The sequence below is a fragment of the Nostoc sp. DSM 114161 genome (genome assembly GCF_052692665.1).
The window spans coordinates 7,552,267-7,569,455 of the sequence record NZ_CP195141.1 but is presented as its reverse complement, the minus strand read 5'-3'; the positions used below and the strand labels follow the sequence as shown (position 1 = coordinate 7,569,455).

General features: G+C 45.6%; 23 protein-coding genes and 1 pseudogene. 12 read left to right on the top strand and 12 right to left on the bottom strand.

Features of this window, described 5'->3' with window-relative positions:
* Window positions 1-78 precede the first annotated feature (78 nt).
* Complete coding sequence (locus tag NSTC745_RS31605) at window positions 79-2,355, bottom strand: NACHT domain-containing protein (protein ID WP_445634543.1); 2,277 nt, start codon at window positions 2,353-2,355, stop codon at window positions 79-81.
* A 150-nt stretch (window positions 2,356-2,505) separates the two neighbouring features.
* Between NSTC745_RS31605 and NSTC745_RS31600 the strand changes: the two genes are divergently transcribed.
* Window positions 2,506-2,793, top strand: coding sequence for a TRADD-N-associated membrane domain-containing protein (locus NSTC745_RS31600; RefSeq protein WP_445634542.1), 288 nt, complete (start codon window positions 2,506-2,508; stop codon window positions 2,791-2,793).
* On the opposite strand, the gene NSTC745_RS31595 is transcribed toward NSTC745_RS31600, so the two are convergent.
* Genes NSTC745_RS31595 through NSTC745_RS31585 form a run of 3 tightly spaced genes read right to left on the bottom strand, consistent with a single transcriptional unit; the run spans window position 2,790 to window position 4,229 of the window.
* The gene (locus NSTC745_RS31595; RefSeq protein ID WP_445634541.1) at window positions 2,790-2,996 is read right to left on the bottom strand and encodes a hypothetical protein; all 207 of its coding nucleotides are present in this window, start codon (window positions 2,994-2,996) and stop codon (window positions 2,790-2,792) included. The two genes, NSTC745_RS31600 and NSTC745_RS31595, sit on opposite strands and share 4 nt — an antisense overlap.
* Before the next feature lie 31 nt (window positions 2,997-3,027).
* Complete coding sequence (locus NSTC745_RS31590) at window positions 3,028-3,498, bottom strand: hypothetical protein (protein ID WP_445634540.1); 471 nt, start codon at window positions 3,496-3,498, stop codon at window positions 3,028-3,030.
* An 11-nt stretch (window positions 3,499-3,509) separates the two neighbouring features.
* Entirely contained in the window at window positions 3,510-4,229 is a 720-nt protein-coding gene (locus NSTC745_RS31585; RefSeq protein ID WP_445634539.1) for a hypothetical protein, read from the bottom strand.
* Window positions 4,230-4,423: 194 nt separating this feature from the next.
* On the opposite strand from NSTC745_RS31585, the gene NSTC745_RS31580 reads away from it, so the two are divergent.
* Window positions 4,424-5,020: a hypothetical protein gene (locus tag NSTC745_RS31580; RefSeq protein ID WP_445634538.1), complete on the top strand. Its 597-nt coding sequence runs from the start codon at window positions 4,424-4,426 to the stop codon at window positions 5,018-5,020.
* Here the strand turns inward: NSTC745_RS31580 and NSTC745_RS31575 are convergent.
* From NSTC745_RS31575 to NSTC745_RS31560, 4 genes are all read right to left on the bottom strand, one after another.
* A complete protein-coding gene (locus NSTC745_RS31575; RefSeq protein WP_445634537.1) occupies window positions 5,012-5,755 on the bottom strand; it encodes a DUF3102 domain-containing protein in 744 nt (247 codons plus the stop codon). The two genes, NSTC745_RS31580 and NSTC745_RS31575, sit on opposite strands and share 9 nt — an antisense overlap.
* The gene (locus NSTC745_RS31570) at window positions 5,752-6,414 is read right to left on the bottom strand and encodes a sigma-70 family RNA polymerase sigma factor (RefSeq protein ID WP_445634536.1); all 663 of its coding nucleotides are present in this window, start codon (window positions 6,412-6,414) and stop codon (window positions 5,752-5,754) included. The genes NSTC745_RS31575 and NSTC745_RS31570 overlap by 4 nt, the downstream gene beginning before the upstream one ends.
* A 90-nt stretch (window positions 6,415-6,504) precedes the next feature.
* Window positions 6,505-8,016 carry a terminase large subunit domain-containing protein gene (locus tag NSTC745_RS31565; protein WP_445634535.1) on the bottom strand — a complete coding sequence of 504 codons (1,512 nt, stop codon included), beginning with the start codon at window positions 8,014-8,016 and terminating at the stop codon, window positions 6,505-6,507.
* A complete protein-coding gene (locus NSTC745_RS31560; protein WP_445634534.1) occupies window positions 7,998-8,492 on the bottom strand; it encodes a hypothetical protein in 495 nt (164 codons plus the stop codon). Before NSTC745_RS31560 ends, NSTC745_RS31565 begins: the two co-directional genes overlap by 19 nt.
* An 88-nt stretch (window positions 8,493-8,580) precedes the next feature.
* Here NSTC745_RS31560 and NSTC745_RS31555 point away from each other — a divergent pair, with 88 nt between their 5' ends.
* The 4 genes and pseudogenes from NSTC745_RS31555 (at window position 8,581) to NSTC745_RS31540 (ending at window position 11,175) form a co-directional block, all read left to right on the top strand.
* Window positions 8,581-9,378: a hypothetical protein gene (locus NSTC745_RS31555; protein ID WP_445634533.1), complete on the top strand. Its 798-nt coding sequence runs from the start codon at window positions 8,581-8,583 to the stop codon at window positions 9,376-9,378.
* A gap of 892 nt (window positions 9,379-10,270) precedes the next feature.
* Window positions 10,271-10,375 (top strand): annotated as a pseudogene (locus tag NSTC745_RS31550) (DUF6464 family protein); the annotation flags it as partial.
* A complete protein-coding gene (locus tag NSTC745_RS31545) occupies window positions 10,362-10,766 on the top strand; it encodes a DUF6464 family protein (protein ID WP_445634532.1) in 405 nt (134 codons plus the stop codon). The pseudogene NSTC745_RS31550 and the gene NSTC745_RS31545, both read left to right, overlap by 14 nt.
* Window positions 10,753-11,175, top strand: a complete 423-nt coding sequence (locus tag NSTC745_RS31540) for a hypothetical protein (protein ID WP_445634531.1) — start codon at window positions 10,753-10,755, stop codon at window positions 11,173-11,175. The genes NSTC745_RS31545 and NSTC745_RS31540 overlap by 14 nt, the downstream gene beginning before the upstream one ends.
* On the opposite strand, the gene NSTC745_RS31535 is transcribed toward NSTC745_RS31540, so the two are convergent.
* The 3 genes from NSTC745_RS31535 to NSTC745_RS31525 all read right to left on the bottom strand — a co-directional run bounded on the left by NSTC745_RS31535 (window position 11,163) and on the right by NSTC745_RS31525 (window position 12,632).
* On the bottom strand, window positions 11,163-11,408 hold the full coding sequence (locus NSTC745_RS31535) for a hypothetical protein (protein WP_445634530.1): 246 nt from the start codon (window positions 11,406-11,408) through the stop codon (window positions 11,163-11,165). The genes NSTC745_RS31540 and NSTC745_RS31535 overlap by 13 nt on opposite strands.
* Entirely contained in the window at window positions 11,405-12,259 is an 855-nt protein-coding gene (locus tag NSTC745_RS31530; RefSeq protein WP_445634529.1) for a tyrosine-type recombinase/integrase, read from the bottom strand. The genes NSTC745_RS31535 and NSTC745_RS31530 overlap by 4 nt, the downstream gene beginning before the upstream one ends.
* A gap of 73 nt (window positions 12,260-12,332) precedes the next feature.
* Window positions 12,333-12,632 carry an HU family DNA-binding protein gene (locus NSTC745_RS31525; RefSeq protein ID WP_445634528.1) on the bottom strand — a complete coding sequence of 100 codons (300 nt, stop codon included), beginning with the start codon at window positions 12,630-12,632 and terminating at the stop codon, window positions 12,333-12,335.
* 91 nt (window positions 12,633-12,723) lie between these two features.
* Here NSTC745_RS31525 and NSTC745_RS31520 point away from each other — a divergent pair, with 91 nt between their 5' ends.
* The 4 genes from NSTC745_RS31520 to NSTC745_RS31505 all read left to right on the top strand — a co-directional run bounded on the left by NSTC745_RS31520 (window position 12,724) and on the right by NSTC745_RS31505 (window position 16,122).
* Entirely contained in the window at window positions 12,724-13,593 is an 870-nt protein-coding gene (locus NSTC745_RS31520) for a hypothetical protein (RefSeq protein ID WP_445634527.1), read from the top strand.
* Between the two features lie 444 nt (window positions 13,594-14,037).
* Complete coding sequence (locus tag NSTC745_RS31515) at window positions 14,038-15,393, top strand: DUF4055 domain-containing protein (protein ID WP_445634526.1); 1,356 nt, start codon at window positions 14,038-14,040, stop codon at window positions 15,391-15,393.
* Window positions 15,393-15,545, top strand: a complete 153-nt coding sequence (locus NSTC745_RS31510) for a hypothetical protein (protein WP_445634525.1) — start codon at window positions 15,393-15,395, stop codon at window positions 15,543-15,545. Before NSTC745_RS31515 ends, NSTC745_RS31510 begins: the two co-directional genes overlap by 1 nt.
* Window positions 15,520-16,122: a hypothetical protein gene (locus NSTC745_RS31505; protein ID WP_445634524.1), complete on the top strand. Its 603-nt coding sequence runs from the start codon at window positions 15,520-15,522 to the stop codon at window positions 16,120-16,122. Before NSTC745_RS31510 ends, NSTC745_RS31505 begins: the two co-directional genes overlap by 26 nt.
* On the opposite strand, the gene NSTC745_RS31500 is transcribed toward NSTC745_RS31505, so the two are convergent.
* The gene (locus tag NSTC745_RS31500) at window positions 16,117-16,341 is read right to left on the bottom strand and encodes a hypothetical protein (RefSeq protein WP_445634523.1); all 225 of its coding nucleotides are present in this window, start codon (window positions 16,339-16,341) and stop codon (window positions 16,117-16,119) included. The genes NSTC745_RS31505 and NSTC745_RS31500 overlap by 6 nt on opposite strands.
* 2 nt (window positions 16,342-16,343) lie before the next feature.
* Here NSTC745_RS31500 and NSTC745_RS31495 point away from each other — a divergent pair, with 2 nt between their 5' ends.
* Both NSTC745_RS31495 and NSTC745_RS31490 read left to right on the top strand, forming a co-directional pair.
* Entirely contained in the window at window positions 16,344-16,817 is a 474-nt protein-coding gene (locus tag NSTC745_RS31495; RefSeq protein ID WP_445634522.1) for a hypothetical protein, read from the top strand.
* A 6-nt stretch (window positions 16,818-16,823) separates the two neighbouring features.
* A complete protein-coding gene (locus NSTC745_RS31490; protein ID WP_445634521.1) occupies window positions 16,824-17,087 on the top strand; it encodes a hypothetical protein in 264 nt (87 codons plus the stop codon).
* Window positions 17,088-17,189 lie beyond the last annotated feature (102 nt).

Sequence of the window (17,189 nt, the reverse complement as noted above, 5' to 3'; positions counted from 1 at the left end):
ACCTGACAATTGCATTACATCATGTCTTAGATTCCCCTCTCTAGCAAAAAATCACCTCTAAAGGGTGGCTGCTGATGCTCATGAAAAATTTTTCATACCTTGGCTATTAATTGGTAATAGCAATGTATCTTCAATGTGCTGTCGCACATCTCGGCTGATGTAACACTCGCTGTTGAGGCAATCGACTAGTAGCTTATTGGCGTTGTAATACTGCTTTAATAGTTGTTTTTGTTCGTTGTTGAACTGCCAGTCATGACCAATATTGCGATGTTCAATCATTACTGTTTTAAGTTGTTCAGTCCAGACTTTACCGTTTTCCTGCCGCCAATGCTTGAATGCTTCTCGATCGTCAACGTTGGGGAGTTGGTCTACTAGTCGTTGAAGCGATCGCTTCAATTCGAGGTCGAGGGAGAGGGAGAGGAAGAGAGTGAGCTCGAGGGAGAGTGAGAGGAAGAGGGAGAAGGCTCCGGAGAGGGAGAGTGAGAGGAAGAGGGAGAGGGAGAAGTCGAGGGAGAGGTCGAGGGAGGAGGTTCGGGAGAGGGAGAGGTTGAGGGAAAGGGTTCGGGAGAGGTCGAGGGTTCGGGAGAGGTCGAGGGAGAGGCTGAGGTAGAAAGCTCGAATAGCAACAGGTTTGTAAAGCGTATCTACAGAACGAGATTTTTCTTCAACCCAAGTGAGTAACTGCTGCAATTTCTCATCAGTTGGTAGTAAACCATCAACTTTTTGCTTCATTAGTTGTATTAAATTATCTGCATCACGCATCATACATGCGGCAAGTAAAAAGACCTCTCGCCATCGCTTCTCAGTAATATGCTCTACTAAATTTACCTCAGCAGACTTCTCTTTGATTTCTCTAGCAGCAAAATATTCCTGAAAGGTTAGGTGAGAAAAGGAGTAAATGCCAGTTGCCCGCGCTACTAGTAACCCGTGCTGTGCTTCAATTGATTTCAAAACCGCTTCGCTGTCTAGTTCTAATTCCTTGGGTTGAGTACGAGCATTGGGTAAGTTGGAGATAAAGTCAGCGATGTACGCTTCAACTGTCTTTTGCTTGAAAAAATAGTCCTTGCGTTCAAAAGTAGTTAGAGCAATTTGCGAAAGTAAATTTTCCTTAAGTCGCAAGGATAGTCCTTTATAAACTTCATCCCGCTCAATGTTGCGTTTGACATCCCATTTTTTCAACAGCACATCCAAGCCTTCTTCGTAAAGCTCGGAGCGATTCGTTGGAAAATTTCCAACTTCACCAAACACCAAACAAAGCAAAGTTAACAGCAAGGGATTGGTTGCCAATTCTTCAATTGGCTTATTATCATTCAATTTTTGGATAAAACGCTTACCTTTAACTGGGTCAGTTAATCGAAACCAATTTTGAGCAAAAGTGGCGATTTGTTCGGAGTTAAAATCTGCGACTTCTACTTCAGTGAATCCTTGAAACGTGTATTCTTTGGCAGCAATTCGACAGGTGATAACAAATTGATTTGCGTGAAACTGGTATGAAAATTCTTGGACTTGATTTAATACCTTCTTAGTGTCCTCTTCTCGGACTTCATCTAACCCATCTAATAAGACTAATACTTTCCCGTAGTTTAAGAGTTGCTCTGCTTTGGTGCTGGCATCTGTCACCTGATATTTAGATAACTTTAGAGCAATATATTCTAAAACGTCTGGCTTTTTGTGCGCTTCTGCAAAATCTTTGAGAGTGATAAAAACTGGAAAGCGATCGCCTTGAAACTGTCCTTCAATGCATTGGATTGCTAGGTACTTCAAAAATGTGGTTTTCCCCGCTCCTGGCTTACCCAATACCATGAGTTTGCTGTGCTGTTGCACTGCTTCTAGCCCTGGTACTCGCTTTTGGGTTACGCAAAGTCCAAAACGACTGAGTTCTTCTACATCGGAGTTTTGTAATAGTTCTGTTTGCAGATCCTCAATTTTCAACCGCCTGCGTCCAGTGATTTGCTCCAAAATATTGACATCAGTGTAAATGTCATCTAATCCAATAGATTGTCTCATATCCAGCACCCGCATCGTGCCACAACGCTCTTGGATATAAGGTCTTACCTTTTCCCGTACCTCTTGGACTAGAGCAGCGATGTCATTACCGACATTAGCTTCCTTGGGTAAATCAGTGGTCGAATCAACCTGACCAGCAATTTCTAGCCAATTGAGTTCCAGCACTTGGCAGATAGCAACAAAGTTTTCGGTAGCTACTCCCTTGCCATTAAAAAAATTGCCTACTGGCTGACGGGTTTGTACTCCTATTGCTTCTGCCAATTTGTCGTATGACCAAGCTTTACCAGTCAAAGCTATTCTCGCTTTCTCAATACCTGCTGGACACGCTTTCAGCGATTTTCTGGGCATAGCTCAACGCAAAAACTATGCTTATTTTAATGGTAAAAATCCAAAGTTATACCAAACCCATACGAAAACTATTTCTGCAAAACCCTTATCTAGACTGAACTTTGGGCAACAAATTGCGAGACTTGAAGCAGTTGAGTGATGGATAAATTTATGAATAAGTTGACGGTATCTCACCAAAGCGAACCCAATTTTAATCAGCAAGTTTTGATGGAACGTTTGCGCCAAGCTCGGCATAGTTTTAACCTGACTCTGTTTGCTACTGCCATGTCTTTCTTTGTAAGTTTAGTGGGTGCTGGGTTATTGCTGTCAGGCAAAGCTACAGAGGGAACTGTTACCGCCACTGGAGGAATAGCTGCTAGCGTGCGATGCGCTCAACTTGCCAAGGAAGCTAACGATAGACTTGACAAAACTTTGGCTGAGATTAACGACGCTCATTAGAGAAGTGTCCTACTAACTAGGGCGCGATCGCGTTTCGTGCATAACCGATCGCCCCCAATTCTCAACTCAAAATAAGCGTACATGAAAAATTTTTCATAACCGAGAGACATCTTTATTGAAAAGGAATGTTCTTGGTGGAAGCGATCGCTTATTTTTCTTTTTACAACAACTAACGAACCGTAGCATCCTGAAAAATTTTTCATGAATTCAATTCGGCAGTCGCAGGCGGACGTATTACATAAGCGCAAACTCCCCATCCAGTACCCACGCTTGACCTAACTCCGGCACTCTCACCACACCGCTATCCGTAGTGACTTCCCCACTCACGCCATCCACGAACCCCAAGGGGAACCTGACCAATCCATTATCAATTGTCGGCTGAATCAGCACCACGCCCTCACCCACCCAAACGACGGGATTAACGGCAACACCATTGCGGGATTTAACTAATTTATCCACAGGCGCGATCGCCACACACCACCCCGGCAATTTACCCGCATCAGCCAGAGCGAAAAAGGCATTGGCAGCAGTGTTTGGAATGCGATCGCCTTCATCCTCAACAGGCGTGAAGTAGAAAAAGTCCGAAGGTTTTGCGGCTTCAGATTTGGGGTCGCGGTTCGAGTTCACAAAGCACGAAGTGAGAGTAGCAATGCCGAGTTCGCCAAGGTGCAACTCCTCGCGGTGCAACTTGGCGCCGTAGTGCAACGCTTGTAAAATTACCCAGGTTGGCTGGTTGCCAAAGTTTTCTTGCGAGAACCGCTGCTCTTGGGGCCAGTAGCGGCGGACTCGCCAGTAGATTTCTCCCCAGTTGGGATCTCGATGTTCGGCGGCAAGTTTCCCAAGTCTTCTTCAGTAATTTTCTGATTTACTGCCTCTTGCCAACCAGATTCTTCATTCTTGGCAAATTCGATGATTAATTCCAATAATTTTGGATGAATCTGCGTAGGATCGCCAGTATTTTCCACTTCCCATTCAGGTACTAATCGGCGAATTACGGTAGTAGCTAATACCAAATTCCGTGCTACGGAATTATCTTCCATCAAGTCTTGAAAGCTGACAAACTCTTCTAAATAATCAGCCAGCGACTCGCTATCGCCCTGAGTCAAGGCGCTATAGATTTCAATTACTGCCTTACCAGATTTAGTAGCAATGCTTTTGGCTACCTTTACAGCCTCAAGACGAATATCTGCTAGATTTTGGGATTTGATAAATAGGCGCTCGTTGGGGCTTAAATCCCCGTATTTTGGCAGTTCTAATTCGCCAATTTGAGAATTTCCAACTACTACTTTTTCAAATTTTTGGGGGGAGGTCTTAAAAGGAAGCTTCAGCATGTTTAAAAATGGGGCAGTATACTTGCCCCGACAGCAAATGATATTGGCTTTATTCCCATGCAAAAAAGCCGGAAATAGTTCCGGCGAAGCCGACTTGTCAATCATGAAAACGGGCGTGTAAGCGCCCGCTGTTCCTATTCCAAGAAGGCAAAATTATAAAATTTCAAATATAAATTCAAATCGATACTATATTATCACGCCAAATCAGATAAATCTTTCAAATTCTTATTAAGAGATATATGTCCAGTCATCCACTGGACATATTAAAATTGTCCAGTGAATGACTGGACATATAACAAATGACTGGACAAACAGAACCGATAAAAATATCCAGCTTACAAGAGCGTTATAGACTTGATTCTAGACAAGCCGTTTACGATCGCATCAATGGCTTAAAAATAGAACCCATAGCTCGTGGAAAGATATCCTCCGAGCAACTAGAACTCTTGGATAAACTAGACATTCACATTCGCTCTGGAGGCGCGATCGCCGATTTCCCTCTCCAGCCAGAAGTCCAAGCACCCGCACTGGACAAACTGGATAAACTTGACAAACTGGACATCGAACCCGACCAAGCAACAGTTATTAATGTGATGGCGAACCTGATGGAAAAAATGATTACTTATGCCTATGCGAGGCATCCATCGCCATTAGCTAGCTATGAAGAATTAGAAAAAGCGATCGCTAATAAATGGTTGCTGCCATCATCCAAAGTAAAGGAGTTGATTGGTGTTACAACTATCCCCAAGACAGTCAAAGAACCGAAAGAAGATGGGGATGCAGAATTTTTTGTACGAGGTAACTTCCTTTTTGTCAAAATTGGCAAGATTGGCAGAGAGACTAGCTGGGCGGTAGCAAAACCGACTCATGGAGAGTCAAGTTATTTACTAAATTGACGAACTATTTAAAGCTGGTATTTCTTGGATGCTAATCAACTTACTCACGATACTTTGAGCATCAATCGGAAGGTAATCTTTACCAATAGAAACGGCCTGCGCCAATACTGCTTTTAGCTTATCTTCTGGAAGATACTCAATCACGACCGCGATCGCCTCCTTCAACTGCTCACTAACATCCTCAATCTCAACATCAATCACCTCAGCATCGACTGATTCCAAGCTTTGAGATAAGCCAACCAGTTCTTTTTTAAGAAAGGGAATTTCACCCTTAGAAGTCATGCAAAGTATTACATCTCCTTTGCTCAACTCCTCTTTAACTTCAACAACCTCACCGTAACACGCATGGTCTTTTAGTGCCACCTTATACTTTGTAGTTGGTTCTTGTGGTGGCGCTTCTGGCTTAGGTTCGGCTGCTGCTAGAGCCAAAGCACTTCTAAGAGAAAGTAGCGGCGATTCACTTTCGACACGCGTGTCTAAAGTAGAGGTGATTCTCTCCCAATTTTTAGCAATTAACATCAAGCGATTGGCATGACGATGTGTGAAATTGCAGTTGCTAGTAACCCAGATGCCGAACTCTCCATAAGGTAAAAAGCTCTTTACCTTAAGCAACATTTCTCCTGCTTCTTTGTCGGCAGCGATCGCTTTAGTTAAAGCTTCAACACCAGCTTCATAAAAATTTTTGGATTGCTTGAAAGCTTCATTAATACTAATAGCTAATTCTGGTAAATTCATAATTCTTCTTGTGATAATGATATTCGTAATTTGACTAGGCCGAGATTAATGCAAGCTTTAATTTTTTCTGGCGTGCATGATTGTCTTTTAGCAATATCTTGAATCGAAGTGTTGCTGAAAAACTTTTCAACAATGGCGGTTCGCTGACTAGCTTGTAACCTGTTCAAGTGTTTTACCACTATTTCTTCATCGGTGTTGCTTCCGTCTACTTGTATCGGTTCGTGCAGCAGTTCATCCAAGCTAATAGTTACGTTGCTATCTAAAGCATCTATTTCTCGCCATTTCTCTTCGCTAATCCCAAGCCCCAAGGCAATTTGTAAAGTGCTTACATCTCTGCCGAGAGACGCTAAAGACCTCTGCAATCTTTTAACTTTTGCTTTAGTCTCAATAGCAGTTCGTGGCAGTTTCACTGATTGCCATTGGTCGCGCAAAAAGTGTTGAATTTCCCCTTGAATATATGGGATGGCGAAGGAGCTAAAAGCATTACCTGTGGTGGGGTCGAATCTGTCAGCGGCCTTCAATAGTCCAATGAACCCAAGCTGATATAAATCTTCATAAGGCTCCCTACAAAGCCTTGACATTCTGTGTACGACTTTATGAACTAATTTCGCATTTTCATTCGCCAAATCATTCCGGTTTCTAACAGCAATTGACTGCATAATTTTGAACCAAATATAGTAATAGGCTATTTGGTGTTAGGAGTTACAGTCATGAGCAGGTGTACGGAAAATTAATATTTTCTTCATGAACTAGCCCCATGTAGCGATATCTTCAGCCCAGATAGCGAATTCTACGTTGCCGAATGCATAGACGACGCTATCGCCACAGTCAGGGCTGCGACCAATTCGCTTTTGGATATCCTCTTTGCTTTCGATCTGGATTTTGGAGGCAGAAGTAATTTTCCACTTGGGTGCTGTCAAATCAGCCAGGAGTTCGGGATCGTCGGGTAGGGCAATATCGTCGCCGCTGGTTGGGTCTAGGATTTCGCGCAGATGCCAGTACCATTCAGCCCGTTTGTTGATGAACCCAAACTTACCGCTTTTATCACGAGCCATCGAACCCCCAGCGCCGTTGGCGGCGTGAGCGTTAAGCCCTCTTTCCACGCAAGTATCGTAAGGACTGGAACCAACGCCACAAATATCTATGTGAATGTAAGCATCGCCTTGCAATTCTACTTGCACCAAAGATGCGATCGCCCCGCCGTTGGGTGTTGTCTTGCCTGCGTGTTTTTGCAGCTTATCAATGAAACTACCGTATCTGGGAGCGATGACAGTTTTTGCACTACCACCACGCGCCACGTCCACACCCAAGCAAGTCATGGGCGTGGGGCGAGTCATGAAAATATGCCGATGCTGTTTCCACCTATTCATTGCCAACTGAACCCACTCAGTTGGGATAGCCTGCCACGGATCGTCCTCGACTCCTGCTGCAAAGTCGCCCTTGAGCATCTGGCTTCTTAGCGGTTCGGGCAATGACTGAAGTACTGACTTGTAGCCAGTCTTCATATATATAGGGTTATCTTCGATTTTGGCGGGGATGAAGGTACGCGATCGCGGTTTAACTAGTTCGGTTTTGCCTTCTTTATCCGTATACTCAAACGCTTCCCCTGACTCAACTTCAACATCTTCACCATCTAGAACGGCGAACCAACGCAGTTCTCCGGGCTTGGCCGGGTTGGGGTGTTTGGGGTCAAGCCAAGGGGCCCAGTACTCAATCACCCACCGCCCTTCAGATGTCGTGGGCGGGTTGCCCGTGCAAACCACGCGGCATTTTTGATTCGGGTCATCAGTTCTGAGCCATCCAGTTAGAAACTTGAACTGAGATTTACTAAAGTGGGTGATTTCGTCGATTGCCTTGAGGTCGTGGGGACGGCCTTGGTATTTTTCGACATCATCCTCGTGCTGACAAGCACCAAATTCAAGCGATCGCCCGCCAGGTAAATTGCTCCACGTTTTTTCAGTGGAGTTATATCGAGCATCCGTGCCTTTGAGGATTTTCTTGCAATCCTTGAGCAAGCCCTTTAATTGAGGATATTCGCGGCGAAAGATGATCGAATTTTGATGAGCGCTCAGCGCCAATCCCAAGATTAAAAAGCTCTTGCCGCCACCAGCTGCCCCGCCGTAGAAAAGTTCATCAGCCTCTGAGGTGTAAGCCATTGTTTGCGGCCCGGGCAACGGCTTCCACGAGACAATGTTGTTGGCCTCTTGGACTACTGGGTTAACAGCTTCTTCCCACTGCTGTCTTATGCCCTTCTTTGCCACGCATTTTTCAACTCAGTTAAGAATTCTTCAGGGCCGATATCAAGTTCGATGGCTCTCTCCACTAAATCAGCTACCGTCTCAGGTTTCAGTTTGCGCTTGAGTTCGATCAGTCTTGCGATCGCGCCTGCTATCCCACCCTTGGATTTATCCTCTGCGTCTGGAAGGGAGGCATGAAGATCGGCGATCGCAGATTCAATTGCGTGGAGGTCGTCTACGCTGTCGCTCGTATCGTACCGTCTGGCAGTTTCTCGTAATTTTGTCCCTCCAAGCTTCTCCCTTGGCTTGGGTTGCAGCTGAATGACATTGGTTGTCGCATTCTTGTCGCGCAACTTTCGCCACTCGCCATCATTTTCACCAGCCCATCGCTCAATGGTGCGACGACTCACGTCGATGTCATCGGCGATCGCTTGGATGGATTCACCGACGATAAACTTAGCTTTGGCAATTTCTTTGCGCTTGTCGTTCTCTTGCGACACAGTACGATCTTTAAACGAAATTGACTGGACTTGATAAAGCTAAAATACCCACAACACAAGAATTTCAGGTTTTTGTCGCGGATGTCGTATGAACAACTTTCCCCCACTGCGAATTGAAGAAGCCCGTAAATTTTGTTATTGCTCTCCCTACCAAAACCGCCAAATTTGTATCTATGCGGGAGGAGGCAGCAGCAATCAACACAATATGTATTGGGCTTATGCGATCTATGACTGCAATGGCGATCGCTTAGCCTACGAAAATCTCCCAGAAAGTTGCCTAGATGTCGATGACGGACTGAGATTTTGCGAGGCACTGATTGACAAGTGGGACGCACCTTTGACCTACGAAGATGTCAGGTTTTGGCGCGATATTTGCGAATACCTGAATCAACGGAAAAGTCCCACAGCCTCATACTATATAAATCTCAGAATCCCAGGATGTGACTACCTTGTGGGATACGATCGCACCCACAGACAAAAGTTGTGGGATTTGTACAAAGTTCAACTAATCGTTTATGAAAAATTTTCCAAGAAGCATGATGGCTGGGTGCTGAAGGGTAATTGGGAAGACAAAATCGACTTTCTAGAACAAGTCTATATCTTGGGACGCGATCCAGATAGCTTGCCTCGCCCTTGGTTGGACAAGTGGGAGAGGAAACAGCAAGCCAAGAAATATCAGGAATTCGCAGACGCTTTGAAGTCTATCGAACGGAAATTAGACACTATTCATAACTGCGACAAGTGGACGCGATCGGGCATAATCGACTACCTCACAGATAGCCCAGATATGATGAAAAGCCAGCTAGAACACTTAGGCTATCGTTGTAGGGAAGCAAAAGGTTTGTTATCGGAATTGTTTAAAAATGAATCAAATCGAGAGAGTTGAACGGCATAACTACGAGTTAAGACTATGGTCGGATGCTATGTATGATATCGACACTAGTCAAATTAAAACCTTATTAAATCTAGTAGCCCAACAATTGGATTTTCATTCAGAAATTGACGCTAATTATTACCACGTTGAGCGCAATTGGCGGGTTCGTTTTGAGTACTTGGCACGACAAGGTTTTGAACAAATTCTAGATGGCAGTCAGGTTGCGTGCGCTAACGCGATATTTCTCGAACGCCTAGCCCATGATATTAGCGGCTGCATTAGAAGAACCGTTGACTACAGCAGTCAAAGCTGGGTTATTGTCAGGTGGAGAGATGGTTTTTTGGCTGGGATTCATCAGGCGGGAAGAACTTCGGTTACTTTGATTCTGCGTGAGCTTACTATTCATAGAGGTTTTGATCCCGATCGCCCAAGAATAACGATTGAGGTATGGAATCCGGGTAACGCGACCAAGAGGGGCGACACCGTTGAAATTGACGGGATGTTGCTGCAAGGCGAGTGTACCGAATGGCGTGAAATTGGGGAAGAAGGTCGGTTTTTCTTTTCTCCCAATACTCGGAGCGTGAATGTGTCTAATAATTCACGAGACGAAATTCGCATCACCTTTACCACTAGCCCAAGAACTCCAAAGTTGAGAGCTTTTGAGCGACTTAGCCGAATGATTGAATTAGGGCAAATTGAAATACCAAGAAGCGGATTCTTCGATAGAGTCGTTATGGACTATCCCAGACACCTTGGAGATAGGGCAAGGATAGAAATACCAACACAGGCAAGTGCTGAGATAACATTCACCGAGCCATCTGGTGAGACTTTTCAGGAATTGCAGGGGCGTCTTGAAGTAAGAAGGGAAGCGATAGCACTTCCGGGTTTAAACGCAATAAACGCAATAGGCGATACTAATTGCAAATACAATGCAAGGTCAAGAATGCTACGCTGTGCCGTGAATCCATCCGGCCCGTGCCAAAGCTGTCAGTATTATGAAAAAATTTGATTGGTTTACGATACTAGGGATAATCGCGATCGCTGAAAATATCATTCTGATGATTGCTCAAGGCGGTTGGTTTGCCTTTGCAGGGCTGATATTTGGTGGCTTTTTCCTATGGATAGGTTACTGGGACTGGAAGCATCGGCGCATGGCTGTAGCCTTGGACTACCTCAGCCGCAACAGACTGGAAGTGGAGTCTGCTGATTCTTGCCTTAGGAGTCTAGCATCTGCTGGAATTACGATGGCAGAGGCGATTGAAGCTTGTAGCCGACATGGCGAATCTCGCGGTTGCATAGGAGATGCCAGTTGCAAGTGGAATGCGCGATCGCCCTACATCCGGTGTGCTATAAACCCAGATGGGGAGTGCCAAGGGTGCAAATACTATGAGAGACTTTAACAGATATCGCCACAAAGGAGCATTCTGCCTGATGAAGTATGCTGCCGAAGATGGCAGTGAGGTGGAATGGATCTGGAATAGCCGCGACGGCGTGACGCCGTTTTGCGTGAGTAACCGCACTGGGGACAAGATGCTCCAACACGTTGATTGGCATCTCGACCGCCGCATCTTCGATTATCAGCCAATGCCATGCGAGCGTATATTTGTGGATTTATCTCCAGATAGGGCAAGACAGAGGGCAGAACGCACAATAGAGCATTACTGGAACCGCGATGATTGCGCTCATATCCGCCAACTGTTTGGCACAAAAGAGAAGGCGATTGAAGGGTTGCTTGCTGAGTCCAGAGTAGGTGAGGCTCCCGATTTAGTAGAGTTTGGGAGTCTGGAGCCTGGAGCCTACCGACGATAATTCAATTTAGCTGACTGACAAACTGGAAACAATCGCGTTGCTTCCTCTTCACCAACTTTAATTCCGCGATCTGCTACCACATCTAAACTTTGCTCGATACTGCCTCTGTAGGCAGCCCAATCTGCGACATTGCCGATCCGCGCCACATAAAGGCGATCACCATTGTATGCGTAAAGTCTGGTTCTGGGTTGAAGGTCGGCGATGGTTGCGCGAGATGCCTCGACGTAGTTCATAGTCCAAGATAATTGCTGCTAGAATCCTCTGGATTGCTTTCTAAGTAAACATTCGTGACACTAATGTTACTGTGTCCTAAAGAGTCCCGCAACAAGTCAATGCGTGCGCCGCCGGCGTAAGCGTGCTGGGCATGGGCGTGCCTCAACCAGTGGGCCGATACCTCCGGTTTGACTCCAGCTGCTGCTACCGCAGCCTTGACGATGCGATGTCCTGCCGTGCGCTCAAGCCGCTTTCCTCTAACTGAAACGAACACGGGATTATCTTCGGCTACATTTCCCCGCAATTCTTCTAGTTCTACCCAGACTGCCGCTGGCACTAACACCGTCCGCATTTTGTCGCCTTTTCCTAAAATGGTTACTTGCGTTTCTCCGGTATCGCGCTCTTCAAAATCACTCCACTTGAGGCTGCATATCTCACTTATTCGCATTCCGGTTGCATAAAGCAGCCTCAAAAAGCAGTAGTCGCGCAAGCTCTCGTCTTGACGTTTGGAGATTAGCTTTAAAACTTCCTTTTTCTTGAGAATCCGCCCAGCTAATGAGTTACTGGCTTTAGGTATTTTCAAGGCCGCTGCCACATTGAAGCGGACATAGTTCAATTTGGTAGCAAAGCTGTAGAGGGACTTCACAGCATTCAGTTTGCGGCGCTTAGTGCTGGATTTAATACCTTTTTCGTCCAAGTGGTTGGAGTAGCTCTGCAAATCTTCTAAGTTGCAATCTGATAAGTTTTTGCCCACAAACCCAAAGAATATTTGTACGTCGCGGCGATACTCTTTTTGGGTAGAGATGGGTCTACCGTGCAACCACATCTCAATCAGTTTTTGGTCGGTTGAGACGCGGGAAATGGAACTCATGAAAACCTTGGTGTACTACGGTTTTAGAGTTCCAACAACCTCATGCAACAAAATTCATGTTTTGTTGCATGAACTAAGCCGCGACTTTGCCCTCTAGGGAGCCAGCTACCTTGTCTCGAAAAACTTTCCCCGCCGAAAATCCAGGCACTCTGGTAGCTGGAATCTCCATCTTCTCATTGGTCTTGGGATTTCTCCCCTCGCGGGCTGCTCTGTCGCGTGGTTCCCAACTCCCAAAACCCACGAGCGTCACCTTGTCGCCGCCAGCCACAGCCTCAATAATCGCATCCAGAGCGGCCGTCAAAACTGCATCTGCTTGTTTTTTAGTAACGCCAGCCTTGTCAGCTATGGCATCAACTAATTCACCTTTGTTCATAAAAAACCCAAAGTACTGCTAAACAAAGGAAATCTAGCACTGACGCCTCTTTACAGGAAAGGGGGAAAAGGAAGAAAAATCAGGACTAGATATGAAAATTAACAATGCAGAGCTAATTTCACTATTATTTGACGAGCCAAAATTGCGAAAGGCTCTAGCTCAATCAACGCCCTATCTTTCCAAGCATGGGGAGCAAATTATTCTAAATATTAGATGCTTGCAGACTTCAACATTAATGATTTTGGTGCAATATCGCCAGAAATTAGTAAGTGTTTTGCAACCATTTCTAGGCTATGAAATATATTTAGAATGTGAGCAAATAACAGGTGACGATAATATGGTCGCAGTTGTAGAAAGAAGCATTGCTGAAAACAACACTACAGATCTGAGATTCTTGAGTCTAGAAACCTTGGCAAGAGCTACAAATAAATCTCCCCAAGAAGTGAAAATATTGCTTGGCAAAGCTAGAGAAGTCATCCATCCAATGGAAGATGGAAGCGAGATGATTACTGAATCTGCCTTTGATAGCGTGGTTCTCCAATGGGCTAAGTCGTTCAAGGAAGAAGTACCGCAGTCCTCTAGCAATACAGAAAAACCCGCATCAGATGCCAAGCCCCGCAAGCCAAGTGCCAAACTTCTCACCTCTGAATTAACAGTTGAAGATATCGTCACGATTAAATCGGGGGCGAACGCCGGCGCTCCCAGTTTGACCAACAAGAGCATACAGCAGGTTCTTGAAAACTTTTTTGGCAAGGTGAAGCTTGAAGACACGACCAAAGTTGATGCGGTGAGCGCCTTTATCGAGGGCACGAGCGAATTTGGTGTTAGTCTACGCAAGAAAATCCTGGGAGCTTACAAAAAATTCACCAAAGGTGGTAACGCCCAGGAGATTCAAGACAAGCTCATCGAAGGCGCTAAAACCTATTTAGAGAGTATGGCAGCGACAGCAGCCCAAGAGTAATATGTAGATGCAACGGCAAAGCAGCGCATTGACGAGCGTATGGAAGCCACAAAACAGGAAACTGAGGCGTGGACTTGGGGACGAAGAACAATAAGCCCTTGCAGGTTTGACTCCTGCCTTTGCCCTTAGAATATTATTAGATGCGATCGCTAACAAGGTGTTGTTAATGACGACAACTTAATGAGGCGAAAACGGATGTAACGCAAACCAATATCAGCACGAAAGTCGTTACAAAGGTGCTGTAAGCGATCGCTCCATATTGCAGGTCAGAGCAAGGGTCACACTTTAAATTACCTGGTGCGCGGAGTCAAAGCTTCAGCTAAGGACATGGCAATACATCAAAGGGAGCCTGCAATATTTAAGGGAATTTTGGCTACGTACACCCCACACTAACCACGTAGCTTGCCTCCCACCAATTCCAACAATCTCCCATCAACCCTCTCCTTGGCGGCTGCTGCCTACTCTAGCAATCTGCTGCTATTGCTTGATTGCTGGAACGATTTGGAGGGGCGAGAAAGAGCGTATCTTCCCAAGGAAGCCAAGGAACCGCCCCAAGCGTGGAGCGATCGCATCAAACGCACCACATTCGACAATCGATTTGAGCCTGCAATCAAAGACTACGCAGGACTTCTGAGCGTTTTTAGCCTCAATGATGATGTTGCTCAATCGATTGTTGATAACCAAGACAATATCGACCAAATGGGCAATGACCTCTGGACGTTCTTCCACGAGGCTGACCAGTACTGTCTGCGTGATGGCTGGTGCGGGATTATGGTCGAGTACCCGCCACTCGACCCCAATATCAATTCTCAAGCGGATTTGCTGGCAAGCGATCGCCGCCCATACCTCGTATTGCTCGACCGCCGCGACATCCTCAACTGGCGGACAACTAAGGTAAACGGTAAACCCCAGCTAGCACGGGTAACCATCAAGGAAACTCGACTTGAGCCGGATGGGGATTTTGGAGAGAAAGAAGTAATTTACTACCGCGTGTTGGTTCCGGGTGAATATTTCGTTTTTCAAATCCTTGAAGGCAAGGGAAACGAGGCACAGCTGCTGCTAGCTGAAAACGGACAAACTAGTTTGAGCGAGATCCCCCTAGTTTACTACTCGGTCACCGAAAGTAGCCTGTTCTCTGCCAAAGCACCTTTTCTAAATCTCGCCAAGCTCAATATTGAACATTTCCAAAAACGCAGCCAGCTCAATGAAGTGCTTCGCAAGTGCAACTTGCCGGTGCCGGTGCGGAAGGGTTTAATTAGAACGGTAGATGACCTCAAAAAAGTTCCCCCATTGGTAATCGGGCCTAACTCTGTCTTAGATATTCCAGCCGATGGGGACTTCTTTTTTGCCGAGCCATCGGGTGCCGCGATCGCCGCTTCCCGCGAAGATATCAAGGATTTGGAAGCGGCAATAGACAGGATGACGCTGGATTTTTTGACATCGGGCGAACATCAAAAGACGGCCACCGAAGTTATCCTTGACTCCACCAAAACCAGCGCCAACCTCAAAGGAGTGGCCCGTCGTAAAGAGTCGGCGATGCAGCAGATTTTCAAGCTTTGGGTGACCTACACCGGGGAGAGTCAAGGCGGTGGCATCACCCAGGATGAAGACTTGCTTACCGTGCCACTGACCCCAGAACAGGTAGACAAACTGCAAAACTTGGCTGATTCTGGGCGAATTAGCGATCGCACGCTGTTGCTCCTATTACAGCGAGGCAAGGTACTGCCGAGGCAGTTTGACATCGATGCTGAGGTGGCGATGACGCAACAAGTTCAACCCACTGATGAGGTGCTAGGGTAATGCAAACCTTCAAGCCTAGAGGTCAACCGCTCGCGCTTGCCCAGCTTTTTGAACTTGTCACCATTCGCCAGTCAGACGTGGATGAAATGGTAAAGCGATCGCAACCTCATGAAAAACTTTTCATAAATGCCATATCAGTTCGACCCAAATAGCCACAGATATCGGGACACAGAGACAGGACGCTATGTGCGGCAAGTCGATGTACTGGGCTTTGTGGATGAAGAGGTGAGTCGCCTTGAGGTGCGTTTGAAGGGACACGCGAGGCTTTTAGTACAAGGCAAAATCGACATCGCCGAATTTCAAACCCGAATGGCATTGACCTTAAAAGAATCCCATCTGCGAGTTGGGGCAATTGGGGCAGGCGGAACAAAACAGCTTACGTCCGCGCACTATGGCAAGATTGGGGCACAGCTTAAGAAGCAATATAAATACCTGCATGGCTTTGGGCAAGATTTAGCTGAGGGGAAACTGACTAAAGAGCAGGCAATCAGACGGGCTGCAAGTTACGCCAAATCCGCCAAGACTAGTTTTTTTGAATCCGAATTTACCAGCCGCGGGAAGGTTGGGTTTTATGCCAAACGCTTATTAGATGCTCAAAGTCGGCATTGCCAATCATGTATTAGTTACCAACGCCTACAATGGACACTGATTCAATTAGTTACTCCGCCTGGAGTTGATTGTGAGTGTGGCGGGCGATGTCGATGTCGGTTAGTGTTCAGGAGTTTATGATTCAAACATTTCGAGGAGATAACATTCACTCTTTAGATGAACGCCTGGCATCAAACAGTAATCAGGAAAACAGCAGCCAAATTCATTTAAGTCTCCAAAACTATCATCATATTCATTGCTGACTTTTCCATATTCCTGCTCTTCAAATCCATTCTTAAAATTGGAATAATTAAAAAAATCATCTAAAGAATAGTTATCTCGTATTGGATAATTTGGCATATATGACTTTTACTCTAGAACAACGCTACCAGATTTTAACTGCCCTCAACGAGGCATTGTTGCGAACCGACCAAATGCGATCGCAATACGCAGATGTACCAAGCGATTTTTACCGCTTTGATGCCACTCTCTCACCCACTGAATATCAGAAAAACCGCCCTGTGCCGTTGCTGTTTCAGCAGGATGATATCTGGCAGAGGCTAGATAATATTGAGCAGAAGTCTGAATTTTTAGTGAATCAAGTATTGCAGATTCTGACTGATTTTCAGATGATTGAAAGGGCGATTTTCAGCGAGCGAAGTTCTGTTAATTCAGCCCTTAAAAAAGCCGATGTTTTGGAGTGGGAGACGGCTTCAAGAAGTGCAGGGATGTTTGCCCACAGGGATGACTTGATTGAGAAATTGCGCTATCAATTGGGTTTACCGCCATCACCAGATCCGATGGGTGGAGGTGGAGGGATGTTACTGAGGAGTTAGGCAAGAATGATAAAACAGATGCGTACTCAAAAAGACGCTTTAGTTTTAGGAATTATTGAGCTATTTAAATGCTTTAGATTAAGCCCAGAACAAGCTTATAAAGTACTGGATGAAGTAAGAGAGTCAATTGCTAAATCTGTCGAAAAACAGACAGACAACTCCGAATGTCAGGCGAGAGAAGCTATTTTAACAATATCTTTCTCACCTAATAGCTTGGTTGAAGTATTATCGCAGGTCAGCACTAAAGCTACGCCATTAATCAGAGACTAAACTTAATAAAATTGCCGCCTCTTGCGGTCATGAAAAATTTTTCATAATGCTTAGAAACTCCTAAAAAGGGGAATCCTGAACAATGAAACTCTCGCTCATAAA

What these genes read in the sequence shown, in the direction of transcription:
- NSTC745_RS31585 (WP_445634539.1), bottom strand. Translation starts at nt 4,229, where the DNA reads ATGATTGACAAGTCGGCTTCGCCGGAACTATTTCCGGCTTTTTTGCAT.
- NSTC745_RS31580 (WP_445634538.1), top strand. Translation starts at nt 4,424, where the DNA reads ATGACTGGACAAACAGAACCGATAAAAATATCCAGCTTACAAGAGCGT.
- NSTC745_RS31605 (WP_445634543.1), bottom strand. Translation starts at nt 2,355, where the DNA reads ATGCCCAGAAAATCGCTGAAAGCGTGTCCAGCAGGTATTGAGAAAGCG.
- NSTC745_RS31540 (WP_445634531.1), top strand. Translation starts at nt 10,753, where the DNA reads ATGAGAGACTTTAACAGATATCGCCACAAAGGAGCATTCTGCCTGATG.
- NSTC745_RS31525 (WP_445634528.1), bottom strand. Translation starts at nt 12,632, where the DNA reads ATGAACAAAGGTGAATTAGTTGATGCCATAGCTGACAAGGCTGGCGTT.
- NSTC745_RS31520 (WP_445634527.1), top strand. Translation starts at nt 12,724, where the DNA reads ATGAAAATTAACAATGCAGAGCTAATTTCACTATTATTTGACGAGCCA.
- NSTC745_RS31595 (WP_445634541.1), bottom strand. Translation starts at nt 2,996, where the DNA reads ATGAAAAATTTTTCAGGATGCTACGGTTCGTTAGTTGTTGTAAAAAGA.
- NSTC745_RS31575 (WP_445634537.1), bottom strand. Translation starts at nt 5,755, where the DNA reads ATGAATTTACCAGAATTAGCTATTAGTATTAATGAAGCTTTCAAGCAA.
- NSTC745_RS31510 (WP_445634525.1), top strand. Translation starts at nt 15,393, where the DNA reads ATGCAAACCTTCAAGCCTAGAGGTCAACCGCTCGCGCTTGCCCAGCTT.
- NSTC745_RS31545 (WP_445634532.1), top strand. Translation starts at nt 10,362, where the DNA reads ATGAAAAAATTTGATTGGTTTACGATACTAGGGATAATCGCGATCGCT.
- NSTC745_RS31505 (WP_445634524.1), top strand. Translation starts at nt 15,520, where the DNA reads ATGCCATATCAGTTCGACCCAAATAGCCACAGATATCGGGACACAGAG.
- NSTC745_RS31495 (WP_445634522.1), top strand. Translation starts at nt 16,344, where the DNA reads ATGACTTTTACTCTAGAACAACGCTACCAGATTTTAACTGCCCTCAAC.
- NSTC745_RS31600 (WP_445634542.1), top strand. Translation starts at nt 2,506, where the DNA reads ATGAATAAGTTGACGGTATCTCACCAAAGCGAACCCAATTTTAATCAG.
- NSTC745_RS31535 (WP_445634530.1), bottom strand. Translation starts at nt 11,408, where the DNA reads ATGAACTACGTCGAGGCATCTCGCGCAACCATCGCCGACCTTCAACCC.
- NSTC745_RS31500 (WP_445634523.1), bottom strand. Translation starts at nt 16,341, where the DNA reads ATGCCAAATTATCCAATACGAGATAACTATTCTTTAGATGATTTTTTT.
- NSTC745_RS31570 (WP_445634536.1), bottom strand. Translation starts at nt 6,414, where the DNA reads ATGCAGTCAATTGCTGTTAGAAACCGGAATGATTTGGCGAATGAAAAT.
- NSTC745_RS31530 (WP_445634529.1), bottom strand. Translation starts at nt 12,259, where the DNA reads ATGAGTTCCATTTCCCGCGTCTCAACCGACCAAAAACTGATTGAGATG.
- NSTC745_RS31555 (WP_445634533.1), top strand. Translation starts at nt 8,581, where the DNA reads ATGAACAACTTTCCCCCACTGCGAATTGAAGAAGCCCGTAAATTTTGT.
- NSTC745_RS31490 (WP_445634521.1), top strand. Translation starts at nt 16,824, where the DNA reads ATGATAAAACAGATGCGTACTCAAAAAGACGCTTTAGTTTTAGGAATT.